The sequence below is a fragment of the Paenibacillus sp. FSL F4-0122 genome, from assembly GCF_038002845.1.
Lineage (GTDB): Bacteria > Bacillota > Bacilli > Paenibacillales > Paenibacillaceae > Paenibacillus_AQ > Paenibacillus_AQ odorifer.
In genome coordinates this window covers 4,329,254-4,354,266 of the sequence record NZ_JBBODI010000001.1, presented here as the reverse complement: position 1 = coordinate 4,354,266, position 25,013 = coordinate 4,329,254, and the positions used below count along the sequence as shown (strand labels likewise).

The 25,013-nt window shown below is 40.4% G+C and carries 26 protein-coding genes; 7 read left to right on the top strand and 19 right to left on the bottom strand.

The window, feature by feature from the left end; translation table 11 throughout:
- Positions 1 to 80 precede the first annotated feature (80 nt).
- From MHH49_RS18720 to MHH49_RS18695, 6 genes are all read right to left on the bottom strand, one after another.
- Complete coding sequence (locus tag MHH49_RS18720) at positions 81 to 935, bottom strand: hypothetical protein (protein WP_076223596.1); 855 nt, start codon at positions 933 to 935, stop codon at positions 81 to 83.
- A 404-nt stretch (positions 936 to 1,339) separates the two neighbouring features.
- Positions 1,340 to 2,122, bottom strand: a complete 783-nt coding sequence (locus MHH49_RS18715) for an SDR family oxidoreductase (RefSeq protein ID WP_038572625.1) — start codon at positions 2,120 to 2,122, stop codon at positions 1,340 to 1,342.
- Positions 2,123 to 2,408: 286 nt separating this feature from the next.
- Positions 2,409 to 3,176 (bottom strand): nucleotidyltransferase domain-containing protein, encoded by a 768-nt coding sequence (locus tag MHH49_RS18710; protein WP_341138401.1) that lies wholly within the window; start codon positions 3,174 to 3,176, stop codon positions 2,409 to 2,411.
- A 492-nt stretch (positions 3,177 to 3,668) separates the two neighbouring features.
- Positions 3,669 to 4,136: a hypothetical protein gene (locus tag MHH49_RS18705; RefSeq protein WP_076273043.1), complete on the bottom strand. Its 468-nt coding sequence runs from the start codon at positions 4,134 to 4,136 to the stop codon at positions 3,669 to 3,671.
- Positions 4,137 to 4,299: 163 nt separating this feature from the next.
- A complete protein-coding gene (locus MHH49_RS18700; RefSeq protein ID WP_076104332.1) occupies positions 4,300 to 4,593 on the bottom strand; it encodes a WapI family immunity protein in 294 nt (97 codons plus the stop codon).
- Positions 4,594 to 4,818: 225 nt separating this feature from the next.
- The gene (locus MHH49_RS18695) at positions 4,819 to 5,076 is read right to left on the bottom strand and encodes a CPCC family cysteine-rich protein (protein ID WP_339210416.1); all 258 of its coding nucleotides are present in this window, start codon (positions 5,074 to 5,076) and stop codon (positions 4,819 to 4,821) included.
- An 839-nt stretch (positions 5,077 to 5,915) separates the two neighbouring features.
- Between MHH49_RS18695 and MHH49_RS18690 the strand changes: the two genes are divergently transcribed.
- Positions 5,916 to 6,374 carry a hypothetical protein gene (locus MHH49_RS18690; RefSeq protein WP_341138400.1) on the top strand — a complete coding sequence of 153 codons (459 nt, stop codon included), beginning with the start codon at positions 5,916 to 5,918 and terminating at the stop codon, positions 6,372 to 6,374.
- Between the two features lie 263 nt (positions 6,375 to 6,637).
- Here the strand turns inward: MHH49_RS18690 and MHH49_RS18685 are convergent, their stop codons facing one another.
- Positions 6,638 to 7,558 (bottom strand): NmrA/HSCARG family protein, encoded by a 921-nt coding sequence (locus MHH49_RS18685; protein ID WP_076104328.1) that lies wholly within the window; start codon positions 7,556 to 7,558, stop codon positions 6,638 to 6,640.
- Between the two features lie 122 nt (positions 7,559 to 7,680).
- On the opposite strand from MHH49_RS18685, the gene MHH49_RS18680 reads away from it, so the two are divergent.
- Complete coding sequence (locus tag MHH49_RS18680) at positions 7,681 to 8,013, top strand: winged helix-turn-helix transcriptional regulator (protein ID WP_076104327.1); 333 nt, start codon at positions 7,681 to 7,683, stop codon at positions 8,011 to 8,013.
- Between the two features lie 273 nt (positions 8,014 to 8,286).
- Here MHH49_RS18680 and MHH49_RS18675 read toward each other — a convergent pair whose 3' ends face one another.
- From MHH49_RS18675 to MHH49_RS18655, 5 genes are all read right to left on the bottom strand, one after another.
- Positions 8,287 to 9,462, bottom strand: a complete 1,176-nt coding sequence (locus MHH49_RS18675; RefSeq protein ID WP_341138399.1) for an MFS transporter — start codon at positions 9,460 to 9,462, stop codon at positions 8,287 to 8,289.
- Between the two features lie 24 nt (positions 9,463 to 9,486).
- Positions 9,487 to 10,305 carry a MerR family transcriptional regulator gene (locus tag MHH49_RS18670; protein ID WP_038572631.1) on the bottom strand — a complete coding sequence of 273 codons (819 nt, stop codon included), beginning with the start codon at positions 10,303 to 10,305 and terminating at the stop codon, positions 9,487 to 9,489.
- A gap of 1,020 nt (positions 10,306 to 11,325) precedes the next feature.
- Positions 11,326 to 12,303, bottom strand: coding sequence for a phosphotransferase enzyme family protein (locus tag MHH49_RS18665; RefSeq protein WP_341138398.1), 978 nt, complete (start codon positions 12,301 to 12,303; stop codon positions 11,326 to 11,328).
- 249 nt (positions 12,304 to 12,552) lie between these two features.
- On the bottom strand, positions 12,553 to 13,476 hold the full coding sequence (locus MHH49_RS18660; protein WP_051491268.1) for a helix-turn-helix transcriptional regulator: 924 nt from the start codon (positions 13,474 to 13,476) through the stop codon (positions 12,553 to 12,555).
- A 318-nt stretch (positions 13,477 to 13,794) separates the two neighbouring features.
- Entirely contained in the window at positions 13,795 to 14,496 is a 702-nt protein-coding gene (locus tag MHH49_RS18655; RefSeq protein WP_038572639.1) for a CPBP family intramembrane glutamic endopeptidase, read from the bottom strand.
- Between the two features lie 91 nt (positions 14,497 to 14,587).
- On the opposite strand from MHH49_RS18655, the gene MHH49_RS18650 reads away from it, so the two are divergent.
- Positions 14,588 to 15,331 (top strand): MerR family transcriptional regulator, encoded by a 744-nt coding sequence (locus MHH49_RS18650; protein WP_038572641.1) that lies wholly within the window; start codon positions 14,588 to 14,590, stop codon positions 15,329 to 15,331.
- A 49-nt stretch (positions 15,332 to 15,380) separates the two neighbouring features.
- Here the strand turns inward: MHH49_RS18650 and MHH49_RS18645 are convergent, their stop codons facing one another.
- Positions 15,381 to 16,553, bottom strand: coding sequence for an MFS transporter (locus MHH49_RS18645; protein ID WP_076275113.1), 1,173 nt, complete (start codon positions 16,551 to 16,553; stop codon positions 15,381 to 15,383).
- A 183-nt stretch (positions 16,554 to 16,736) separates the two neighbouring features.
- On the opposite strand from MHH49_RS18645, the gene MHH49_RS18640 reads away from it, so the two are divergent.
- Both MHH49_RS18640 and MHH49_RS18635 read left to right on the top strand, forming a co-directional pair.
- Entirely contained in the window at positions 16,737 to 17,597 is an 861-nt protein-coding gene (locus MHH49_RS18640; RefSeq protein ID WP_235219488.1) for a LysR family transcriptional regulator, read from the top strand.
- A gap of 84 nt (positions 17,598 to 17,681) precedes the next feature.
- Positions 17,682 to 18,083 (top strand): VOC family protein, encoded by a 402-nt coding sequence (locus MHH49_RS18635; protein ID WP_036683113.1) that lies wholly within the window; start codon positions 17,682 to 17,684, stop codon positions 18,081 to 18,083.
- Between the two features lie 737 nt (positions 18,084 to 18,820).
- Here the strand turns inward: MHH49_RS18635 and MHH49_RS18630 are convergent.
- The 3 genes from MHH49_RS18630 to MHH49_RS18620 form a co-directional block, all read right to left on the bottom strand.
- A complete protein-coding gene (locus MHH49_RS18630) occupies positions 18,821 to 19,522 on the bottom strand; it encodes a DUF421 domain-containing protein (RefSeq protein WP_038572643.1) in 702 nt (233 codons plus the stop codon).
- A 242-nt stretch (positions 19,523 to 19,764) separates the two neighbouring features.
- Positions 19,765 to 20,118 (bottom strand): VOC family protein, encoded by a 354-nt coding sequence (locus tag MHH49_RS18625; protein ID WP_036683117.1) that lies wholly within the window; start codon positions 20,116 to 20,118, stop codon positions 19,765 to 19,767.
- 149 nt (positions 20,119 to 20,267) lie between these two features.
- Positions 20,268 to 20,879 (bottom strand): DedA family protein, encoded by a 612-nt coding sequence (locus MHH49_RS18620; protein WP_036683119.1) that lies wholly within the window; start codon positions 20,877 to 20,879, stop codon positions 20,268 to 20,270.
- 54 nt (positions 20,880 to 20,933) lie between these two features.
- On the opposite strand from MHH49_RS18620, the gene MHH49_RS18615 reads away from it, so the two are divergent.
- Positions 20,934 to 22,379, top strand: coding sequence for a hypothetical protein (locus MHH49_RS18615; protein ID WP_076317238.1), 1,446 nt, complete (start codon positions 20,934 to 20,936; stop codon positions 22,377 to 22,379).
- A 245-nt stretch (positions 22,380 to 22,624) separates the two neighbouring features.
- Complete coding sequence (locus MHH49_RS18610; protein WP_038572647.1) at positions 22,625 to 22,837, top strand: hypothetical protein; 213 nt, start codon at positions 22,625 to 22,627, stop codon at positions 22,835 to 22,837.
- Positions 22,838 to 22,920: 83 nt separating this feature from the next.
- Here MHH49_RS18610 and MHH49_RS18605 read toward each other — a convergent pair whose 3' ends face one another.
- The 3 genes from MHH49_RS18605 to MHH49_RS18595 all read right to left on the bottom strand — a co-directional run bounded on the left by MHH49_RS18605 (position 22,921) and on the right by MHH49_RS18595 (position 25,003).
- Positions 22,921 to 23,232 carry a hypothetical protein gene (locus MHH49_RS18605; protein ID WP_036683223.1) on the bottom strand — a complete coding sequence of 104 codons (312 nt, stop codon included), beginning with the start codon at positions 23,230 to 23,232 and terminating at the stop codon, positions 22,921 to 22,923.
- Between the two features lie 120 nt (positions 23,233 to 23,352).
- Entirely contained in the window at positions 23,353 to 24,228 is an 876-nt protein-coding gene (locus MHH49_RS18600; protein WP_076134603.1) for a cysteine ABC transporter substrate-binding protein, read from the bottom strand.
- Positions 24,229 to 24,247: 19 nt separating this feature from the next.
- Positions 24,248 to 25,003 carry an amino acid ABC transporter ATP-binding protein gene (locus MHH49_RS18595; RefSeq protein WP_326047007.1) on the bottom strand — a complete coding sequence of 252 codons (756 nt, stop codon included), beginning with the start codon at positions 25,001 to 25,003 and terminating at the stop codon, positions 24,248 to 24,250.
- Between the last annotated feature and the right edge of the window lie 10 nt (positions 25,004 to 25,013).

Sequence of the window (25,013 nt, the reverse complement as noted above, 5' to 3'; positions counted from 1 at the left end):
ATGCTCCTCAGCTATCGTTTCCCGTAAGCTTTATAGATTGCCTCTTTTTCAGCCTGCAATCATTAGAATCCATTCTCTCATTAGTTTGTTGTTTTATAATATTCTGATAAAATGCCCTCTAAAACTTGCTTATAATCATTTTTATTATAAGAAGAGTTATCAACTTTTATCTTGGTAATGTTTAATCTGTTAAAAATTTCTTCTTCCAGTTCCCTTCTTGCTTTAAGAACCTGCAGTGTTCCATCTAACCCTTTATAATTTTGTTCTTTTCCATACCCTTGGTTCGTGTAATATTCAATAAATCCCTCTGACCATTCCTGAGGTCTTTCCTTTACAGCCTTTCTGAAAGAATGATCAAGATCATTCTGCTGTACATATATCAACAATGGATTCAATCGCTCTACAATTGTTGCCAGTTCAATAACATAACTTATAACGTCTTCCTTCTTCGCACCATGTTTAATCATGCCTATAGTTACAGGGTTTTGTATAAAACAACAATCAAAAACAAAGGTGTCTGCGCCATACAAAACACGATCCGCAAACTTCTTCCATCTTTCTGTTATCAGTTTCCTATTTTGATCTAGCGGCAATTCATAAATATCATGTTTAAAAACTGCGTGATGCAATTCATCTGGAAAACTTGACCAGACTTCATTTTTTATTTTCCGATATTCCAGGAAGTAATCGTTACCTTGTTTAATCATTAGATTACTCAACAAATCTTTAAACTTTTTATGGGTATTCAATAATTCATCGCATTCGGTTTTCTTAAAGAAAGCGACTCCATCATAATCAGCAGGATGTTCCAGATTTCCTTCTAAAAAAAGCTGGGATGTAATGTTCACTTCCGTAAGAATTTCATGAACTTGCTGAGCAGTTGTTGTTTTACCAGATCCTGGCATTCCCTCAATCAAGACTAACTTCGATCGCATAACAAAGTTCCTCCACTCGCTAGTAGAAGGATAAACAGGTAGGAATCAATAGAGATGCTGTTATGCTGTTTCCCACGAATAAAAGCGGATACCATCAGGTATCCGCAGGATGGGTATATGATACACCTTTTCCTGCATACCCTATAAGATTAAAGAAAAGCATACCTAATAAATAGTGTAGTCACTATTTCAGGCATCCTTTCAAATTGTTAATCTTTACAGAGTATTCCACATGATAAGTTTATGCTCCTTTGTTTGCATCTCTATTGTTTAGATTAACAGTAAGCATAGGTAAATACAATCAGGGACTTTCTAAACAATCCTGCCTGTTAGCTTAATAAAAAGAGCAGGATACCGAAGCACCTGCTTATCAAAGTAATGTATTATTCAACTATCGTTCTCCGTTAGTTGAATCCACCCGTGGAATGTAAAACTTGGCCGGTAATCCACTCCCCATCATCGCTGGCTAAGAATGCAACCAGACGAGCTGCATCCTTAGGCAATCCTACTCTACCTGTTACAAATTGCTTAGATAACTGCTGTCGTAGGTCAGGAGTCATCCAGCCGGTGTCTGTGGGTCCAGGATTTATCGCATTTACGGTGATGCCTTTCGGTCCCACCTCTGCTGCAAAAGTTCGTGTGAAAGCATCTATTGCCCCTTTCGTTGTGGCATAAGAGATTTCACCAGCCATGGGACCTAGTGATTGGCCCGATGTCATATTAATAACTCGACCACCTGCCGATTGCGTAAACCGTCTAGCGAATTCCACACTAAGCATAGTTACCGCCCTAACATTAATTGCGTAGTGTGCATCCAAAGACTCTGGGGTAATCGTGGTTAAGTCATCGTTAACCGAATAACAAGCATTGTTAACAAGAATGGAAGGTTCTCCCAGCTTCTGCTCAACGTTATTTAATAAATCCACAAAGCTTTCAGGTACAGAAAGATTCATCATTAGGTGTTCGCAACGAACGCCCATGGAACGTATTTCCTCACAAAGTTGCTTTTGCTCCTCATTATTGCTACCCCAGGGCATCTGTTGATCGTAACTAACCCAGTGTGTAAAAAATACATCAGCGCCTAGATAGGCCAACTCTTTGCACACTGCAGCACCGATTCCTGTGCTGCGACTTGCACCTGTTACTATTGCGATTCGACCTGTTAATCTGCCAAGTGTAGTATTCATGGGTCTTTTCTCTCCTTTTTATTTTGAAGTCGCATTAAACTGCGGTGACTATTGTGCAAATCTGCCCGTTACTTCAATAAAAACAGCAGGCTACCGTAGCGCCTGCTCATTAATGTGTATTATTCAACTAAAGTTCCCGTTAGCTCGATAGTCATATGTTTTAATTAGAGTCGCTGCTTATAGTTGTGAGGCTTGCCAAACACCTAACGCAGTGACGTCCCGACGGGCTTAGGGGGCTGGATGTGGTCACTCGCTTCCCAGAGTGACCCGGAGCGTCAATATGGTGTTAGCCGAGGGAAGTTCTGGAAGCAGCCATTGCATTTAAGACGTTCTCAAAATAGCTACATACTTCATCTGCAATTCCCAGAAACTCTTCAACAAGTACATTACTATCCAAGTAACAAGCATACAGATAATCAACTAAAGCGGAGTCAATCTCACAATAGTTTAATAGGGCATTCTTCATCTTAATAATGTCATCTTGCCATACACCTGTATCTTCTAAAACCAAAGAGTATAATGCACGAATTAATCTCTTAGAGTAACCTTTAATATATCTAGTTTTCATTGTGTTATCACTAGCATTAGAAAGTAAACTATGTATACGATCTATTTCCTCCTTGGTCTCTGTATTTAAGTCTAAAATGAACTCTGGAGAAATAATTATCGGTGGTACTTTTTCACCAACGTCATGACCATATATGCAAACACAAATTATCTTTACCCAAAAACCCCACTCATTTGGTTTACTTAATACATCGTCAATCGAGCAAATTATCGTATCAATCTTAGTTACTATTGGATATTCTTCCAAAAGCCTGTCTTTAATATTTGACAATCTTTCGTAATCAATATCTTTGGGATTTACACATACAATAGTAAAGTCTGCATCTGACTTAAAAGGTTTAGCAGTTCCTTTTGGAATCGAGCCACACATATAAATGCTATGAATCTTACCTTTGAATTCGGTAAGTATATTATCTATATACTTATCAACAAAATCCTTATATTCACTTTGTATTTCAATTCTATTTATAACTTTTTCTAATATCATATAGACTCCTCCTAAACTAAGAACTTCTTTCGGCTAACGCCTTTTTGCGAACTTCGTAAATTCGTCATGACTTAAGTTATTCGCGAAATCATTCAACTATCCTGCCCGTTAGCTTTAATGAAAAAGCAGCCGGTTGTTTGAGCGGCTGCTTACACGTTTTTATTAAATTAACGTTTCCCGTTAGTTTAATACCTTGGTGTATAAACATGGTCTGTATCTGTATCAATTACGAAATCAATCCCAATCCCTTCTTTGTATGCTTCATGAATTAATTCAAATTCAAATAGTCTGCAAAAGATGGCTGAAATATCATTTATGTTTGTGCAATGACTTTTGGCAATAATGTACATATTTCTTAATTCTATAATTGAACATGTTTTGCCTTTAAGCAGTACATTCTCAAAGTAACCATCAATTTCGATTATCACATCAATCACTGCTGGTTTCTAACCAGCCTATAAGCTCATAGTTTTTTACTTTCATCGGCTGTACTTAGATTCCGAAGTGAATAATCAATTGGTTATTGGCTGAAGCTTTGGCAGCCAAGTCAATTAATACTTCTAATTCACTTTGCATTGTTTCTCGTTTCAACCAATTTCTCGTCTGTTCCCAGTAGCCCTCTTCATTCTCTTCTTCTTTCCAAATAGTATCTCCCCTTAAACTAAAAGTGTCTGGGGCTTCTCCGATTAGTTCAAGCCATTTATCTAATATCTTTATTAGCTTCTCTGCTCCAAGCTTATTAATAACGGTTACGCCATAGTAATTTAACCCTTTGTGACTTACTTTTGTTTCAGGGTTATATGAAGGTAACCAGTTCAAAAAATCCGTCATGTATTGAATAGTCTCATCTAATACTACAGACTTCTCAGCCCATGTATACCGATTATTTCTGTACCATTCATATCTGTTATTCAAATCAAAATCAACGTTAAGAAGAAAAAATTCGTGGGTTAAACTCATACAAATCACCTGGGATGACCCGTGTTAATTTATTGGTCTTACATAAACTATATTAGCACATATCAGAACTAAACTACCCGTTAGTTCAATGAAAAAAGCAGGATACCTTAGCTCCTGCTCATCAATTTGTATTATTCAACTATCGTGTCCCGTTAGCTTAGTGCTACTCAGAAGGTATTCCTTTCAAGTCCCCATAATGTTTAACGATTTTCTTCAATCCATCCAATGTCTCCACAAAAAAGTTTTGATTGCTTTCAATTTCAAACTTTAACTTATTGTCCTCATGTGCAAATTCCTTAAAGTAACCTTCGACGATTACTTGCCCTCGCTTATTAAACGTAACATCTAACTTTAGGTTCACTTCAGAATTTATAAAGGTTGCAACACCGTCTAAATCAGCCCAACACAATATCAACTGATTATAAAACTGATAGGCTTCACCTGTTGAGAACCACAACTACCCCTTGAGATAATAGTTCCCACTTTTGATTTCGGCGGTTCCTCTAACATCATATCCACCAAAATGGCTTGTAATATTCGGGAAATCGAATACCTCTTCTATGGTGATTAATATAAAACAGCCCTTTTTCCCTCGTATTACAAATTCACACACCAAAACCAACCTCCTTCATTCGATTTTACTGTTTTGTTAAACTATGTTTTCCGTTAGCGTGATGGACTACTATAAGTTATTCATTGGAAGCTCTTCATTTATCGGCATTCTTACCATTGCTTTAAATCTTTCCTCACATACACCATATTTTTTAAAGTTTTCTCTAGCATGGTCTAAGGAAATATGGTTTGCACCTATATTAACTTTAGGCTTGTCATGAGCAACTTCATCGTACTGCCAAAAGCATACTTCACAGATTTCAAAGAGAGCATCTTCTATACTATTGAAAGTAAAATAGTCGCAACAAGGACACTGCACTCTCACCATTTTTTTGAGCCACCTTTTGATTATTTCCCCATTATTTCTACGTTACCGTTACGCTATCCTGCCCGTTAGCTTAATAAAAAGAGCAGAATACCGAAGCACCTGCTTATCAATGTAATGTATTATTCAACTATCGTTTCCCGATAGTTGAATGCTCAAAAAAAGGGTTCTTTTTCAAATAAAAGACGGTCAATTTCTCGCTGGTTCAGTTTCTCCTTTAGCTCAGGTAAAGTGACATCGCGGAATTGTTTTTGTTCCTCTTGTTGTCTCATACCAGCGTATAGGTGGCTTTTGTATAGCTAAAACCAAGCCGTTCAGCATTCTAGGGATTCCTTTTAGGGTATATTTCTCGCCGAACTCGCGAAGGACCCATGCACGAACGTCCAAGTGCATTTCGCTTCGAATCTAGCATCCACCGTTCTTTGCTTGGCAATGGTCTCCTTCAGCCGTTCTTCTTGTTCGTCAGAAAGTTTTCGGATTCCTCCAGGATACACACCAAATTCAAGGCCTGAAGTCCCAGCTTGCGTTAAGCGTTCCAAATACCCGCTGAGGGCAGGAAATAATTTGTCCAAAATGTCTACAATTTCGGTTAACGCACGTCTTTCCAAATGCCACCGGAAATACATAGAGAAGAATTGGAGATTTAATGCATAAGGAAATTAATATTATCGTAAAATGATGTTCACATGTACTTTAAAAGGTATTATTATAAAATTAGGAAAATAGAACATTTTATAGTGGGATCTTTTCCTTTACGAACCTTATCGATTCGTTCAACATTTTTGTGAATATAATGTTTTAAAGTAGGACATATTTACTGGTAAAGAAAGGTTGGGGATAGTATGTTTAAAAAAATAGGCTTAATAGCCTTTGCAGTGACTATTATTTCAGGAGTGGTGTTAATATCCAATTCAAAAGCAGACACCTATCCAGAAATGGTAACCGTAAATAAGACAGATGAACATCCTGTTAACACTAATTTTTCAACAAATAACGTGGAATCCGTAGAATCTGTAAAAGAATCCGTAGAATCAAAAATCGCAAAAGGGTATTATAGTCAACTATATACACCTCATGGCATGTTCTTGCGAGCAGATAAACAAAGTATCTTTAAGGAATCGGAGATAGCAAGAAATTTAGATCAAATCGGACCTAATACGAATCAACTAATTTTTGAAGGCAAGTTTTTTTTAAAAATAGATGAATCAACATTTTCGAAATTTTATCCCAATTCGTTACTCATAAATGAAACAAATGAAAACCCGACTGATGCTGATATTCCAACAAGTTCATCAAAATAGCAAGTCATAAAGAAGGAGCCGTTGTTTTTCGACAATGGCTCCTTCTTCGCTTTCATGTTTTACTTAATTATTGATAGATCCATAACCACTAACATCCGTATTCCCAATATTTTATATTTGCGTCTCTCTTCCCTTATAAAATATTTTCAAGTTCAATATATATAGCTATATTTAAAAGCTCCGTTTCAGTCACGTCCATATCTATTTTCCTACGTTAATCTGCCCGTTAGCTTAGTACTGTTTCTCAAATAAACCTCCGGGGATTAGCCGATATTAATCTTGTCTTTATATTTCTCTGCCCATTCTTTAAACGGGGTTAATTTAAGATTATAAGTTTTTAACGAATCAATATCTACATTATAACCAGCTACGTTATTCCATTGCTCACTTCGTACAGATAATGGATGAATCCCTTGCTCTAATGCTTCCTCAATACTAAGTGTTGTGATTTTAAGCTCTTTTCCTGTTACCTCCGAGATGATCTCGGCAATTTCTTTATATGACAGCGATTCGGCAGCTAATTCAATATTATGTTTATTGAATTTTTCAGGATTTGCAAAGGCTGCACAAACAAAAGAAGCAATATCTTCAACTGCAATGTGATCTATACGTGTATCCGCAAACGTAACCGTTTTTATTTCCCCTTGTTTTAAAAGTGGATACATTAACTCAGGTTTTTCAGTGAAATTTTCCATAATATGTGCTGGTTTCACGATAGTCCATAAAGGAAAGCCTGCTGAACGAACAGCTTCCTCTATATCCCACTTATCTGTCCAATATTTTTCAAACCAATAACCTGTTCCCCATTCCGGGAATTCCGTATATCTGCTTGTGGCTGCAACGGAAGTATGCACAAATTGTTCTACGCCACTTTTTATTGCACTTTGAATTAATGCAAAAGCCTGTTTTCTCTCTCTATCTGTTTCATTGGTATCCACGCCAGAGATAGGCACAGAAAAAACAGCATCGACATTTTTCATAGCATTTTCCAAAGAGGTTGGGTCATCGAAGTTACCTACTACAGCCTCTGCCCCTTTTTGAATAAGTGCCTGGGCTTTAGTAGAATTTTTATCTCTAACTAAAATACGGACTTTAAATCCCTGCTTTAATGCTTCCCGTGCCACAGATCCCCCTTGTAAACCAGTTGCACCTGTGACTAATATTACTTTTTGCTTATTATTCATTTGAAAAACTCCTTTGTTGCGAAAATTTATTGATGTAGTAATAAGCATAGGATAGTATATAATGTGATTAAAAAACAGTATGCACTTATTAGTGAGTTACTATCCAAAAGGAGAGTATTAGAATGAACGAGAGCAATGAAAATTTCAATGGATTGGAATCCTTTGAATATACCCTCTCCATTATGAGTGGAAAATGGAAGATGTTAATTATTTTCTTTTTAGGACGAGATAAAGTGATGCGATACAATGAACTAAAAAGATCCATTAATGGGATTACACATAAAATGTTAAGCAAGCAACTGAAAGAATTAGAAAAAGAACAATTAATAATACGTCAGGAATATTCTCAAATCCCACCAAAAGTTGAATATTCTTTAAGCGATAAAGGGGTATCTTTGCTTCCTATAACAAAAACTATGTGTGACTGGGGGAAAGAACATACGCAACAGGGTTAATTCCTGATTACACTAACCTGCCCGTTAGTTGAACATAGGCAGCCGATCCATTGACCGACTGCCTGTGTGTCGTTATTGAGTTATCGTTTCACGTTAGCGTAAAGTTAAGGTAATGAATCGACATGTGATTCGACTTCAAAAATAAATTCTTCGAGGTTATCGCAGTCAAACCAACCACTTTTTTCATTAATTTCATATAGCCCTTGAAAACCAGGATAGGCAATTAATTCTATCCACCCGGCTCTCGAAATCATCAGCAGTTCGATCCATTTCTTATTTAATAGCCATAGTAGTTTTAGTCCTACTGCTCATTTTTTTAAATAGTAAGATGGCAAGAAGTAAAGCTATGCATACAGCGGCAAAACCCAGCCAATTCAAATATAGGACAGATGTACGACTGATAACTAACCCGCCTAATCCAGATCCCAGTGCAAAGCCAAATTGGATGAACGAAGTATTTACACTAAGAGCAATGTCCGGATTTCTAGGCGCCAGAGTAACCAGATATAGTTGCTGGGCCGGGGAAATACTCCACGTTGCTAACATAAAAATCATTAAAACCAAGATTAATACCAAGAGATTCACTCCGACTAGAGCGAATAAAAGCAAAGTCGCCCCTTGTAACAGGAGCCCGAGACAAATGGTAAATTTCGATCCTTTTGCATCTGCCAATTGTCCGCCTAATCTGGATCCGACAAAGCTGCAAATGCCCGCCAAGAACAGAACACCGCTGATTTCGGTCATGGAAAGAGAGGATGTTGCTTGCAAGAAAGGCGTAATATAAGTAAACAGTGTAGAATAGCCGCTGACATAAAATAACGTAATAACCAAGGCCATCAGAATGGTTGGATTTTTTAAAATAGAGAGCTGCATTCTGAGAGTAACCTTTTCCTCTTCTTTGATTGCCGGAACCTTTTTATAGATGATAAGTAATGGAAGAATACTTAATAATCCTATTAAAACAAATAGCACTCTCCATCCAAACATCTCACTAAAAAATGTGCCCACAGGAACACCAAGCACTAGCGAACTGCTAAGCCCCATCAAAATGATGCCGATGGCATTGCCCCTTTTTTCTTTTTCAACAAGACGTGTCGCTATTGCCATGGCCACAACGGTAGCAATTCCTCCGCTAGCCCCTTGGATAATACGTAACCATAGTACTGTTTCATAAGCAAGATCTACAAACATAAGTCCGTTGCTGGCAATAAACACACCTAAGGTGGTCATTAGTAGTTTTTTGCGATCTGCATTGATCGTTAATGCAATCAAAACCGGAGCGACAATGGCTGCGGAGAGGGCAAACACAGTCACCAATAATCCAACTTCTGAAGTAGATACTCCCAAGTCCACAGCGATCATCTCAATAACTCCCGTAATAATATATTCAATGGTTCCAATCAGAAAAACAGCCAGTGCCAGAACATAAATGATCCGTTTATTTTTCAATTTCCCCCACTCCACCTTCTTCAGTTATCTATTTATAATGGGAATTTGTATTTCTATGAATTGTGCATCTCGTTCTGGAGATAACGGTAAATATAACTCCCTGCCCGGTTCGTTCTCCTTGATCTGATAGTTGTTTTTCTCAATCCATTTAGCTAAATGAACACAGGCCGCACAATCAAAATTAGTATTTGAATGAAAAGCCATTGTGGCCATCATCGGTTCAGGAGGAAGAGTCCGTAGCTGAAACGGTTCTGGGAATGATCGCAGCTCACAGGTTAAAAAATACCCGACTTCAAACTCAAACTCATCCTCTTTTCCTTCGACTTCTTTCCACAAAACAACCTGAGGACCTTGAATTAATTGACGATTTTCCGTCGTTATAAACTGATCAAATTGACGAAGCAAATCCGGAATGTCCTCTTCTTTCCCGCATGCTTTCTGATAAAGAAACAATTGAGCAGCCTCTGCCTTGACTCTGATTTCTTGACCCGTTTCGAATTGCCCCTCTTTTTCTATAAGCTGCATACGCTCCTCAATCCTGACGAGTTTAGCTTGTTCCGTATCGATGATATGCTGGATTTCGCTTCTTTTCAGCTTAAACATGCCTTGAATATTTTCTAATGAAATATTTTCCTGAAGCAGCTGTTTAATTTGGGGCAATGTAAAACCCAATTCCTTATAGATTAAAATTCGGTTGAGCTCTAGAAGCTGATCTGCGGAATAGTAACGGTAGCACGTATCCTGATCCACTTTTTTCGGCCTAAGTATGCCAATCTGGTCGTAATAACGCAGTGTTTTTAAGGACACCTTGCTTAGCCTAGAAAATGCACTGATTTTGAACAAAATATCATCTCCAATCTATAACATAATGTGAGTATACAGCTTCCCGTGCAGGGGAAAGTCAAGGATGCCTTTATTTATTTAAGAAATTACTCTTAGATGAACAAAAGCAGCTGATCGTGTTGATCGGCTGCCTTCTTGTTTATATTATGCTTCTTTCCAATGTTTAATTGGTGCGTAATAAGCCAATAAACGTTTTCACCTTTGCCCATCCTTAAATTATCGCACGGAGTAGCTAGGTTGGGCTATAGGTAGCTAATTCCGCGCACGGTGTAGATAGCTTGAGCTATAGACGGCTAGTTTAAGCACTGGGTAGCACGTTTAGGAGCAAATTTGGCAGGCGGCGTTCTTTTCACCAACTGTTCGGACTCAGTTGCTCTTATTTCCATAATTCAGCTCGTTTTGCCAAACTATCGGACTCAGTTGCAGCTATTCGCTCAAATGTACTTCTTTTCTACGCAAATCAAGGGCAATAAGAGCTATACAGTCCGAAACCTTCGCAATATGAACCCATATGCTGAAATAGCTGCAATACGGTCCGATACGATCAAGATCGAGCAAAAGGCAGCTAGTTTCGAGACATAGGCGGTTAGTTTGAGCAACCGGTAACAAATTCTGCGCACGGAGTAGCTAGGTTGGGCTATAGGTAGCTAATTCCGCGCACGGTGTAGATAGCTTGAGCTATAGACGGCTAGTTTAAGCACTGGGTAGCACGTTTAGGAGCAAATTTGGCAGGCGGCGTTCTTTTCACCAACTGTTCGGACTCAGTTGCTCTTATTTCCATAATTCAGCTCGTTTTGCCACACTATCGGACTCAGTTGCAGCTATTTGCTCAAATGTACTTCTTTTCTATGCAAATCAAGTGCAATAAGAGCTATACAGTCCGAAACCTTCGCAATATGAACCCATATGCTGGAATAGCTGCAATACGGTCCGATACGATCAAGATCGAGCAAAAAGCAGCCGACCACGCAGTTGCCTGATCGTGATTCTTGAGCCATCGTTTCCCGTTAATTAAACAAACTACTCCCAGTAAGGAGTCCCACTGAAGAGAAATTCTTCTTTATTTACATATAACTTAAATTCCCGACTTGCTAATTTACTAATATGACTGGGCAACCACTCATTAGAATCAGGCAACCCAAGCCAAAAATTCATTGTTTCGAGTTGGGCCGCCACAAAGAAGCCTTCTAACTGTTGAACATAGTTATGAGGCAGGTCGAATTGTTTTGCGTATGATTCTAGCAACTGGCTTCTGAAAACTGGATGGATATAAGAAAGTGTCCAACCTAAATCGAATAAATAATATCCGAACCCGCAAGCTCCAAAATCAATGGCTCTAGCTTCTTGTTTATGAAACACATAATTACTTGGAATCAAGTCTGCGTGAATTACCCCCCAGTTGCTAGGTGTTCTTTCTATATCGTTCATCATTAAAATTGCACGCTCTCCTGCCAATTGCAGAATTGCCACATCATTTTTATTGAGCTCACCACCGTCAGCAAGCTGTTTGAACTTTTCTAATGATTGTGAAATTCTAGTATTATCAAAGGATGGTCTAGTAAATGATTGCGGAACCTTCCAAATAGATGATTGTTTATGAAGCTTTCCGATCAATTTGCCTACGTACTCGGCATCATTGACTGTTGGAACAAATTGTTTTTGCTCACCCTCTACCCATTTTACCAATGTACAGTTCATGTCAGCTATCTTAGTAACATATTCACCAATGTTATTTTTTATAGGTGACGGTAACACCAAATCAGTATCATTTATTAATGATTCCAGCCAAATCATTTCTGAATGAATGACTTTTTCCTCAGACCAAATCCTTTCCATCGAATCATTTTTTGATAGATGTATCCGCAAACTATAACAGTTACTTTCTTCATCTGTCACTTTATAGATAGTGTTTGCATTTTGACCAATATGATCTATTGATTGATAAGTAATTGAATAACAAGTTAATGCTTCTATTGCAACATCATGAGTATTTAACATGTTCTCCTCACTCCCCCTGAAACAACCGAATAAGGACATCGTACCATGACTTTTTCTAATAGTTCGGGAGAGAACTCTTATATTTATATTTTATCCACCACCTAGTTTATTAAGGTAACTTGCCCGTTAGTTGAATAAAGGCAGCCGATCACATTTACTGACGGGCTGCCTTTATCGTGTTTATTGAACTAGCGTATGATGTTAGCTTAACGCCATTGCCTATGCATCACCAATCTCCGATATACGTGTCTACTTTACTTTATTTAATAAGTTTGTCACCATTCTGCTCAATGTCCCTTGATCGACGAAAGGAGCAAGGCTTGCCAGCAGATCTGGGCTAAGATGTTCAGCTTCGACTCCACTAATTAACTTCTCGAGATTTTCCCTGTCCAGAAAAGGTACGAGGCTAATGATCCGGTTCGCATCAATAGTGCCATCTGCAACCCGGTCTACCAAGCGGCTTAACGTTTCTCTGCTAATAAAGGGTGCCAACCCTTGAACGGAATTCCAGCTCAAGCTACCCTCTTCTGCTTGTTGTACCAACCGATCTACATGTTCTTTTTCAAGAAATGGGGCAATTCCAACAAGATTGTGCACTTCTAAGGAACCGTCAATTGATTTATCTACCAGTCGGCTTAATGTGTCGCTGCTGACGAACGGAGCGAGTCCAGTAATGGTATTCCACACAATTTCGCCCTCTTCTGCCTGACGAACCAGTTCATCCAATGTATCTGTTCCAAGGAACGGAGCCAGCCGCATGATCACGTCTAACTTAAGGACGCTGCTGTCTAATCGTTCTGTAACCTTATGCAGAGCACTCGCTTTTACAAACGGCGCTACTTCTACAAGTTCTTCCACCTCCACCTCACCGGTATTGACCATCTCTGCAACTTGGTCCGGCCTGTTCTCTGCGATCTCCTCAACGATCGTTCCTAGGTGCGGGTGCTCCCGATTTTCTGCGTTGTCTCCTGCATTTAAAATGTCGTCTACCGTTTTGCCGAATAACCTCGCAAACTGCGGAAGCGTTCCGATATCCGGTAGCGAGTCGCCCCGTTCCCATTTCGATACCGCTTGATGACTTACATTCAGTTGGTCGGCAAGTTCTAATTGGGTCAAATCCTGGTCTTTGCGAAGCTTTGAAATATAAGCTCCAATTTTACGCAAGTCGAGCATTGTATACCTCCAATAAAACAAAATGTACAGTGCGCACTGTCGAAAACAGCATAGCATTTCCTCAAACGCAATCCTATCAAGCGGTGGTTGAATTTTCACAGGCGCTTTATTCAACTGCCGGTAGAATTGTCCACTTTTGTCACTTTCATTTATAGGTTTTTTTCTACAAATCATTTCCATTATCCTACCCGCTAGTTGAATTATACCCAGGCCTTTGGTCAGTACCGAAGTCTTAAATACGTTGCTCTCTCGTCCAATTAATGCAGAAACCCTGAGGCTCATCAGCGCTCATCGTTTATACATAATATAATCATCACTCTAACTCATCGCTGTTAACAACACGGCAATCGTATTAAACACACCGTGAACGATCATACCAGGCACGACCGATCCCGTACGTTCATAGGTCCATGCAAGGACAACTCCACTAATAAAATTCACGGGCATGGCATTCATAGTGGGAAAATGTGCAAGCGTAAAGATTAGCGAACTAATCACAATCGCCCAGCTCATACTAACACGAGTCCGTAACCAACGATATATAAATCCACGGTAAAATATCTCCTCATAAAATGGTGATACGATCCCTGCCGACACAATACCAATAATCATAGTAAATAGAGTGACATTTTGCTTCAGACTCTCTGTTTTGCTATTGTCCACCGTATTCCCAAGAAAACTCGTGAGATAGAGAGTCGCCATACTCAATACGATAAGAATAAGTGTCCACAGCGCAATTCTCCACCAATCTTTCGCAGAAAATCTCTTTACTCCTACCTCAGTCCAAGGCATTTTCTTCGGTCGTAAAGCAATAAAATATAACCCTAACAAAAGTACAATTGCTATGGTAAGCCCTGTAAGAGTTCCTGAATAAAGAGTATTCCCCAGCCATTGCTCATACATTGACTGTACCGCATATTTGATAACGAATATAACAAATACAAACTCAAGCGCAAGTAAAGCAATAAACTCACGCCATGTCCACTGATCCATCTTCTTCCACATTTCTGTGCTGGTCATCCTTAATCCCTCAATCCTCTGTGATATAATTTAATGATAATAGGTGACGTTACGTCACCTGCAAGCATTATTTTTGGGAGGAAAAAGAACCATGAATAGATGGACAACAGGACAAATATCCAAACAGCGGAACATTTCGGTTCGAACCCTACGTTATTACGATCAGATCGGTCTACTTACACCGAGTTATAAGGAAGATAACGGCCGCCGTTATTATTCAGAAGAAGATTTATTCACTCTCGAAAAGATAACGTTGCTTAAATCACTATCACTACCGCTTGAAGACATTCAAAATGTAATGGACAAGCTATCCTTTCGTCATATTCTAATCGCACATCATAATCATCTTCAGGAGCAGCTTGCTTCTCTTCAGGGCAGTATTGCAAATACTACTTCTTTGATCAACATGATTGATCTAGAAGGTACACTCTCCTGGGATCGGGTTTCTCATCTGGTCCAGAACGTACAACCCATTTCTAAACAATGGATCGATTACTTCAACGATGACGAAAGTACCTTTCTACAAAATGCACTACCCAATCTCAGCAGTAATGACCAGACCACTCAGCAATATGCCTCTTTGCTGCGCCGGATTGAGTGGTGCATACAACAATCTGTTCCACCTGAATCTGATGAAGGTTATTCCATTGCCTGTGAGTTAATAAAGCTATCACACGAAACCTTTAATGGAGACGAGGAATTGATGGAGAAGTTTTGGGAAGTGAGGAAGCTCCCTACATCAGAGTCAGGACTATATCCCGTTTCCGACGAAGCGCTGAACTTTGTGGAGCTTAGCATTGCTCACGCTCTAGAAAAAGAGACGGAACAGAAATAGGAGATTTCATCATATTGATAGATTTCTTTATACACCAGGTTGCGGTTTATCATAACTCGCTGGAGAACTTTTTTTTATTTCCTATAGCCATTTGAACGATAATCTGAAGCACGATGATTACAGCCAATCCATAAAATGCTTGAACGAAGCTGCCTGTTGCATCGTGCAGCCAGCCAATGACTAGCGGCCCAAGCGCTCCGAGAATGTAGCCACCAGATTGGGTCATTGCGGACCAGCTACTGGCTTCTTGAGCACTGCTTGTTTCATCAATGGGCAACATCAGTGCAATCGGGAACAGCCCACCCGCTCCAATACCGAGCGGAATCGCCGCGAGCCAGGGGCTAACGGTTAGGTTCAGCATCAGGACACCCATCAACTCCAATAATGCACACCCGACAAGCCAGAATACACGTCTTTGGTAACGATGTACAAGCATGGGAATGAACAACGTAGAGGGCAGTGATATCAATGTAAATAAAGTTTGGATTTTGCCGGCCGTCTCTTGACTATACCCCTGGCTTTGGATTGCTGGTGCAAGCCAAGCGGTCAATGAATAGAAGATCGCTGCCATCAGCCCGAAGAATAATGTCAGCACCCAGGCACGTTTGTTGTTCACCGGAAGTGGTGCATTAAGTACACTGGAGATTTTACCGGATTGTCGATCTGCGTGCGCAGACCAGGCTAATCTCAACCATATCGGCAATGCAATGGCTGCGAGTAATGCCCATACAGCCAACGAGCCTCTCCACGAACCACCCAGCGTATGCTGTAGCGGAACCGATAGTCCCACACTAATGCTGGCCCCCATCACCATCGCTGTAGAGTAAATACCCACCATGGATGCCACTCGGTCAGGGAAGTACTGCTTAATGAAGCTGGACAACAGCGGCCCTGCCAATGCAATCCCTACACCGGACAGAAAAGAAGTGAACATCATCAAAGGAGTTGTACCAACAAACCATCGTAATCCCGTACCTAACCCAATGAGGATTAAAGCCAGAACAATTGCACCCTCATTTCCCCACCTTCTGCTTAATCGTACGGAGAACGGAGCAAATATACCCATACATAATACCGGAAGTGTGGTTAACAGACTGGCGGTAATCCCGCTTATACCCAGATCATTCTGAATGGTGCTCATTAGAGGAGAAATGGATGTAATGGGTGGCCGTAAATTCAGTGAAGCCAGAATAAGCGCCAAGACGATATAAAAAAGTTTCATTATGAATCACCTCATGGTAGTAGTATCGATGCATTCACCCATGATCCTATTTGTTAATAACAGATCTTTGGATGGTGCACGATTAAGTATAGAATCATTAGAATGATTGAACAATACTATAGTTTCTATTAAAATGATTACAAAAACCAATGATTAGAGGTCATTCATATGGAGATTCGTCAGATGGAAAACTTCATTGCTGTGTGTGAGGAGCTTCATTTTACACGAGCAGCTGAGAAGCTTGGCATATCTCAGCCTACGTTGAGTCAACAAATACGCGCGCTCGAGGATGAACTCGGAGTTCCCTTATTTGACCGAGTCGGCAAAAAGATTGTGATGACTCAGGCCGGAAATCTCTTTCTGGAGCACTGTGTACAGATGATTCGGCATTTACAGAATACCCAGGATGCGTTAGCTGAATTACGCAATGATCAACGAGGGCGGTTGGTAATTGGTGTTCTCCCTTCCGATCTGGACTATCGGCTCACCCCATTACTCGTGAATTTTCATACGCGATTCCCTAAGGTGCAGCTGAAGGTTATCTCTTCGATCTACGTCTTGAATCAAGTACTGGATAATGAAGTAGACATCGGGATCGAGATCATTTCCGCTCCTGATGACCGGCTTGTACGCATTCCTTTGTGCAGTGAAGAATATGTACTTGTCGTTTCCGAGAAACATGATTGGGCTGAACGAAGCACAATTGGAATCCAGGAACTGCGTAATATCCAAACTGTAATGTTCCCCGAAGGATTTACAGGCAGAGAATTGGTTGATGGCTATTGCCGTAAATATGGCTTCAGCTTGAATACGATCATGGAGACCAGTTCGGCAACTTCCATTATTAGCTTGGTTAAAGCCAACGTCGGAGGAACATTGCTGCCTTATCCTCTGATCCAAGCGATGAATGAACCAACACTACACTGCATCCGAATTACAGACGATCCGCCATATCGTCACTTTGAGATCATTCATCGTTCCGACCGTTTTCTGACAAAATCGGCCAAGGCATTTATTGAGAAAACTATCGAGTATTTCAATTAAAGGTGAGTTGCGAAAGAGATCGCTTCTGCTGCCAGAAGTAGAGTATAGTAGGAATAGTTGAAAATATATTAGGAGGCTACAGCCATGTCACAGGAGATTTGGATTAACCTGCCAGTCAAAGATGTTGAGAGGTCAACTGCCTTTTTCAATGAGATTGGATTCCAAGCGGTGAGTGTTGGTAACGAGAGAGCCAAGCTTGTTATAGGCCAAACAACAATTCTGCTGTTTCCGGATGCGGCGTTTGAGAAATTCACAGGTTCAAAGACCGCAGATACTTCCCATAGCGCTGAAGTAATATTCTCCATTGGTGCTGAAAGCAGAGAAGAAGTAGATGCCTTTATCCAAAAAGCAGAGTCTGCCGGAGGAAACATCTTTGGCAAGCCAAGTGAAACTGACGGCTGGATGTACGGCGCAGGATTTGCCGACCTGGACGGTCACCGCTGGAATCTGCTGTACATGGATGAGAGCAAAATGCCAAAACGCTAATATAAAAACGCAGGTCACCTGCATATTTGAACTAACCTTCCGTTAGCTAAACAAAGGCAGCCGCTCCATTGACTGGCTGCCTTTGTGTCGTAATTGAGTTTTTTAGGAGTGAAATTTGAAGCGAAAAGCCAACACCGACAAATCCAAGATATGGTGTAAAAATTTTGCTTATACGTTGATGAAAAGAGCTGGGAACGGAATGAATAAAGAAAATAGGGACTTCGCTGAACGAGTTCGATGATTTAGCTGGTCAACTGTACCTGAACATTGAATCAAAGTGGACTATATTTGATTCAGTTCCCTCTCAATACCCTAGTAATGAAAGTCAAATTGCAGATGTCTCAGAGGAAGAAAAGTACAGTCAAATAATAAAGCTGAGACGTGAAAAAATTACAGATATAAAATCGGGAGACGTTACTCCACATTTAATTATAAACTTGGAATCAGGAAGCATATTATTTGTTAATGGTTTTCATGAGAAGTATGAATGTTGGCAGGTGGGAGTAGAATTTGATAATTGGCTGGTTGTTGCATGTCCAATGAATGGAATTGCTACATGGACCTCAAATAAATTTGAATAACAAAAAACACTCCATTGTCAGGAGTGTTTTTTGCTTTATATACTGATATACATTTTGTGGTCAAACTGTACTTTGTATTTGGAAGCATTACGGTGAACCGTATTATATATTCAAATTTCATGGCTACGCGATTACACTTTCGGAGGAAACATACGTTTATGGACCCTCAGCCACATGTACCTGCACTGTAAGCTTACTATCTACGGTTGCCAAGATGACATTGTTCAATAAGTGGGGCTGTATTACCGTTTCCAACCATTCGCGGTTTTTGCCGATTTCGCGTAACAGTGCATGTTCAATGTGGCCATCCACAATAATCGGTTTGGTCAGGTTAAATGGTTGTGTGGCCAACTTCAGATCAGCCGGAGTTACAGGCTGATAAGCCGTATTTACGAAGACAGAAAGAGTACCGCCTGGCTCCCATGAAGCAAAGGCAACCTTCGAGATATCCTCTACGCTCGACTTTCTCAGCTCTGCATACAAAAAATCAATAGGTAACTTTGCCTTCGACAGGTTCCGGTAATTAAGCTTCCCTTCCTGAATAAGAGTAATCGCTGGAGGATCGAAAAATTGTTTTAACAGTGGGATCTTTAAACTGAGCCAGATCGCGACTATGTATAGGATCACGAGCGAAAGAGTCGTAATCATGGAACCCTTCAGGCCAAGTTGCTCGTCCGACAGTGGATGCGCAATAATATTTCCCAGCGTCAGCGCGATGATGAAATCAAGAAACCTAAGCTGCGATATTGAACGCTGACCCATCATTTTGGCAGCAATTATAAGGAATACAAATCCGACAATCGAGCGTAAAATCCACCCTATTGCCGACAATGACTCTTGGCTCTTAAAAAAATCCACGCGCTCTTTTCCTCCGTTATCTTATTTTCCATTAATTAGGTTGCCCTATCTCTACCCAAGACATACAATTCGTAGCAACACTTTATGTAATGTTAGTTTTTTGTATCAGCGACATTACGCTCTACTGCCCGTTAGTTGAACAAAGGCGGCCGATCCCCTGACCGGCTGCCCCTATGTCATCATTTAGCTATCGCTATTCGACAGTTTAACAATCAAGATTTCTGCACGCCGTGACCACTCTTCTAATGTCTATGTGCAAGAATATTAATAAGTTTGCCAAACGGGTCGCGGACATAGAATCGCCGAACGCCCCAAGGCTCATCAACAGGCCCATATTCTATCGGAAATCCAGCTTTCTTCATGCTTTCAAATGTAGCATCGACATCATCGACTTCAATTGATAGATCAGGCGTAGGCGTTTCTGAGCCACCCTGTGAGGCAAAACTAATCTGAATGCTCATCTCCTCGTCTAAACCATAAGTTCTAATCCAACCATGATCCATCATTAAATCAAGACCGAGCACATCCTCATAGAAGCATTTAGCTGCCGTGATATCCTTCGTGTTTATATTGGCGACGATTCGTTTGACCTTCATTTCAAACCTCCCAGACATAAGTAGATTAATCTTGAATATAGAATACATTCAACATATAGCAGTTAATTCTAGCACCGACGTTCCTAACCTTAATTTATCCATAATAAGCTGTGAGGCTCACCGAGCAGAAAACACCCGAAGAGTTGGCATTAAGTCTGGTTACGAAATCTCCGTACTAACCATCTCAACACAAGAAGCACCACGATTCCGCAAATGGTATAACTGATTGGGCGAATAAATTGCTCCACGATACCCCAGTTGTCACCTAAGCGGTATCCCAGATAGATCAAAGCTAAGTTCCACGGGATACAGCCGAGTGCTGTAAATGTTATGAATCTCCAAGCTTTCATTCCAGCAATCCCTGCGGGCAGTGAGATAAAAGTACGAATAAAGGGCAACATACGAGTAAAAAATACGGTACTCTCGCCATAACGCTCGAACCAACGCTCCGATTGCTCCAAATGATGCTCATTCAGGAGAATATATTTTCCGTATTTCTCTAATAACCGGCGTCCACCAGCCTTACCAATATAATAGGCAATGATGGAACCCAGTAGGTTTCCGAATATCCCAGCAACAGCAACTTCCATAAAAGTAAGCGAGCCTTGCGCAATCAGCCAGCCACCGCTGAGCATAATCACTTCGCTGGGAATGGGAATACAGGCACTCTCTAGAATCATCCCTAACCATATGCCCCAAATGCCCATAGAATTAACAAGGTGAAGCGCGGATTCAGATATCCACGTAAATAGTTGATGCATGAGTGTTCACTCCGCTTCATAAATTTTCTATTATATAAGAAAGGAAACAAAATAATGGTGAAATTCAATATACACAAATTTTTGTACGGCATATTCGTTATAGCCGCTATCTTGCTGATGTTCCCTAAATTTTCTTACAATGATCCCGATACCTTCTGGCATATAGAGCTAGGACAATATATGATCGAGCACGGACAAGTTCTACATCATGCCATACATACTTTTTACGGAAATAAGCTGCCCTACGTCCCTCATGAATTCGGATTCCAGCTGCTCGTTGCCCCGCTTTATGCAGCGTTTGGATGGCCGGGTGTGTATATTTTGACCGCTGTATGCTTGTTCTTTTTAGTGCTCGGATTGCTTCGGCTGGGTAAGGTTTCACGCAAAGAACTGGGACTTCCGGAAGACCATGTTCTCCTGCTCCCTTTTGTGCTGCTAATTTCTTGCTGGATTTATTATAATTATTTCAAAGGCCGTCCACAGATGATCTCTTCGTTTATGATTGTCTGGTTTTTCGTATATTTGCGTGAATATCAAATGAGTGCTCAAAAGAAATATGCCGCTGCGATGATTGCCCTTTCTATTGGCATTGCCAATTTCCATGCAGGAGTATGGCTTGTAATTGCTGTATTTACAGGGATGGCCTTGCTTGAATCATTGATCCAAAAAACGCTGAATGAGCGTAAAATTATAGTCTTCGGTCTCATCTGGTTAGTTGGCATTCTAAATCCAGGCGGCGTAAAAAGCCTCTTGTTTATTTTGACAGTAACGAAAAAGAACTTTAACCTGCTGATTAATGAATGGCAGCCGATTCGGTTCAATAGCTTGGATAATTTGCCCATTCTACTGTTGCTTTTGTTCTTTGCCTGCACACTTCCTTTTGCACTCCAGCGTAAACCGTTCCGTTTTTTTCTTATGCTTGGGATTCTATACCTCGGTGTATCAAACTTCAAGCAAAACCTGTTTATGTGGCTGTTCATTCCCTATTTTGCGGCTGTATTTTTTGATGCGCTTCCTGAGTTCACCAAAACAGGTATTCTAGTCCGACAAAGTACATTACGAGGGTTACTGGCAGTTGGTCTGCTGCTAAACATTGCTTATCTGTTCCTTGTACCACCAGTTATTGACGCTAAAAAATATCCTGTAGATGAAATGGACTATATTCTGCAGCATACACCTGAAGGTACACGTCCCAAAGTTCTCGCCCACTACGGTTCATCCGGCTATGTCATGTTCCGAGGGGGAGATGTGTTATGTGATGGCAGACAAGATCCCTTCGTGACAAAAGATTCTCTTGGCGTATTGGGTTGGACTGCTTTTGAACGCTCGATGCACGGATTCTCTGAATACCTTCCCGAGATCGTTAATTACGATCATCCCGATTATGTTATTACGAGCAAAAAGGTCTCATATAAGCTACTCAAGGAATGGACACAAAAATTCGGTCAGCCCGTATTTACAGGGACCTATGGCAGTGTCTTCTCGTTTATCCCAGAGTGATGATCCGGCTCGTTAATTCCTCACTCTGTAGAACGCAAAAAAACGCTGACCTGAGGCAATCTAGCCAATAGTCACCGATCCGCAATTAAGTATTCTGATTAATAACATCCACATGGTAAGGATATACATAATTACGACAAATAAGAAAAATAAGTTAGTAAAATATCAAATCTAGCGTTGATTGTTCCTAAATTGTATAGTATTTTATGGAAGAAAGGTAATTTAAAAGAAGGGAGGAATTAAAAATGGACAAGATGTGTATGGAAATGATGATGAACATGTGTATGGATGATATGATGTCTAAGATGAACTGTATGAAGATGGGCATGGAAAAAATGTCTGAAATGGGCATGATGGATATGAACATGGATATGATGATGAAAAAAATGCAGGACTGCGATGAAATGATGACTATGTGTATGACAATGATGCGCGAAGGAATGCAAATGTCTAAGTAGCCTATAGACCATCGTAAGTTTGGCAGAGCAGACTAACTGCATGCCTTTTTTTATTTTCTTTTTTATCACAATGTGGGCTTAAATTATATCCTGATATATCTACTCTGAATCTTCTTCGATAGATTAATCCGTTCCTGCTTTAACTCCCAGATTTTCTCTTTCCACCGATACTGCTCTACTGGATCCACACTTTCCCTCAGCTTATTAAATAAATCCATTAATATTGCATTTATATCGTCGAATTGAATCCACAGCTCGTTCACACTTTGTTCTGTTGTCTCAGCATGAGAAGCCTTACTCAGCTTATTCAAACGGTCTATGATGTCAGCTTGCCACTGTCCATCGTTAATTGCTTTGGCGTAGTTTAGAAGATCCAGATAATCATCGACAGACATTTTCACCGACTCCTTATTCTGTGTATACCCAGTATTATACTCGGCATTATAGAAATTGCAATAGTCTATCTGCAGAAAAGGCATCTTCTCAGATGCCCCCGCAATGTTATTCCTAATCTGTTACTGGATTTTCCCACCTTCAACAACAAGCTCATCGGTATATCCTTCACCGTAAATTTCATTTAAGGTTTCTTTATAGGCTTGATGGATAAATTGTTCTTTACCAAGGGTATCAAGTTCTGTATTAATCCAGTCCAATAATTCCTTATTCCCCTTTGCCACTGCTGGAGCAATTGTATCCTGACCCCCGAAAGCAGGAATGCTGACCGTAAATCCAGGATTTGATTTAGCCCAGGCAATGAGTTCTGTATTATCGTTAGCGATTGCCGCCCCCCGACCATCTTTAAGCGCTGCAAAAATCTCGGTGTACTGATCGAATTTGAGCAATTCAATATCCGGATATTCTTTGGTAAAATAGGTTTCCGCTGTCGTACCTTTAGCTACAATGAGCTTTTGCTTGTTCCCTTTTAATTGATCAATGGAAGTGATTGGAGCACTGTCTGGGGATACGATCCCAAAGGATAATTTCATGTACGGATTAGCAAAGTCCACTTTTTCTTTTCTTTCCTCGGTGACCGTAAAGTTAGCCATAATGATATCAACCTTACCCGATTCAAGATAAGCCACGCGGCTGGCAGCATCAACTAACACAAATTCAACCTTCGATTCATCCCCCAGCAGATCCTTGGCAAAGCGTTTGGCAATATACACATCAAACCCTTGGTTTTTACCCTCAGCGTCCACATAACCAAAAGGTGGTTTGTCTGCAAATACGCCGATCTTAATCTTCCCTTTCTTCTTTAGCTGTTCAATAGAAGTGAATTTAGAAGATGCTGAGTTTCCGTTGTTATCCGAACTATTGCCGCAAGCAGCTAATCCCATCAATAATATACTTACACTTACCAGCATCGTTAGCCATTTCAAACTTTTCTTCATTTCTCTTCCTCTCCTATTTCTATAATTTTTCGTACTGAAATATATCCAGAAAATGCTGGGCACGTTCTGTCGCAGGGTGGGTAAAAAATTGTTGTGGGGCAGCGATCTCACATATCTTTCCTTGATCCATAAACACGATTCGATCCCCAACCGATTTGGCAAACCCCATTTCATGAGTCACGATGATCATCGTCATTCCTTGCTGAGCAAGCCCTAAGATCACATCAAGCACTTCCCGAACCATTTCCGGATCCAAGGATGCCGTCACTTCATCAAATAACATAATCTCCGGGTTCATACATAAAGCTCTTACTATAGCTATTCTCTGCTTTTGTCCACCGGAAAGCTGGCGTGGATAGTCCAGTTTACGCTCTAGCAGCCCAACCCGCTCTAAGAGCTGTTCCGCTTGCTGCGTTGCTTCTTTAAGCTCTCTCTTTTGTACTTTCAGGGGGCCTAGAAGAATGTTATCCATAACCGTCATATGCGGGAATAACTCATAATTTTGAAAGACCATTCCGATATGCTGCCTAACTTCACGCCAATCTACAGCAGCCCCCGCAAGGTTCTGCCCGCGATATTGTATCGCCCCTTCCTGAACCGGTTCCAAACCGTTAAGACAACGCAGGAACGTACTTTTTCCACAGCCAGAGGGACCCAGAATAACGATTACTTCTCCTTTTTCCACCTGCAATTGAATGCCGTCCAGAACCTTTCGCTCTCCAAAATATTTATGTAATTGTGTAACCTCCAGCAGGAGTTCTCCGGAATCCTCCATTATAACCGTT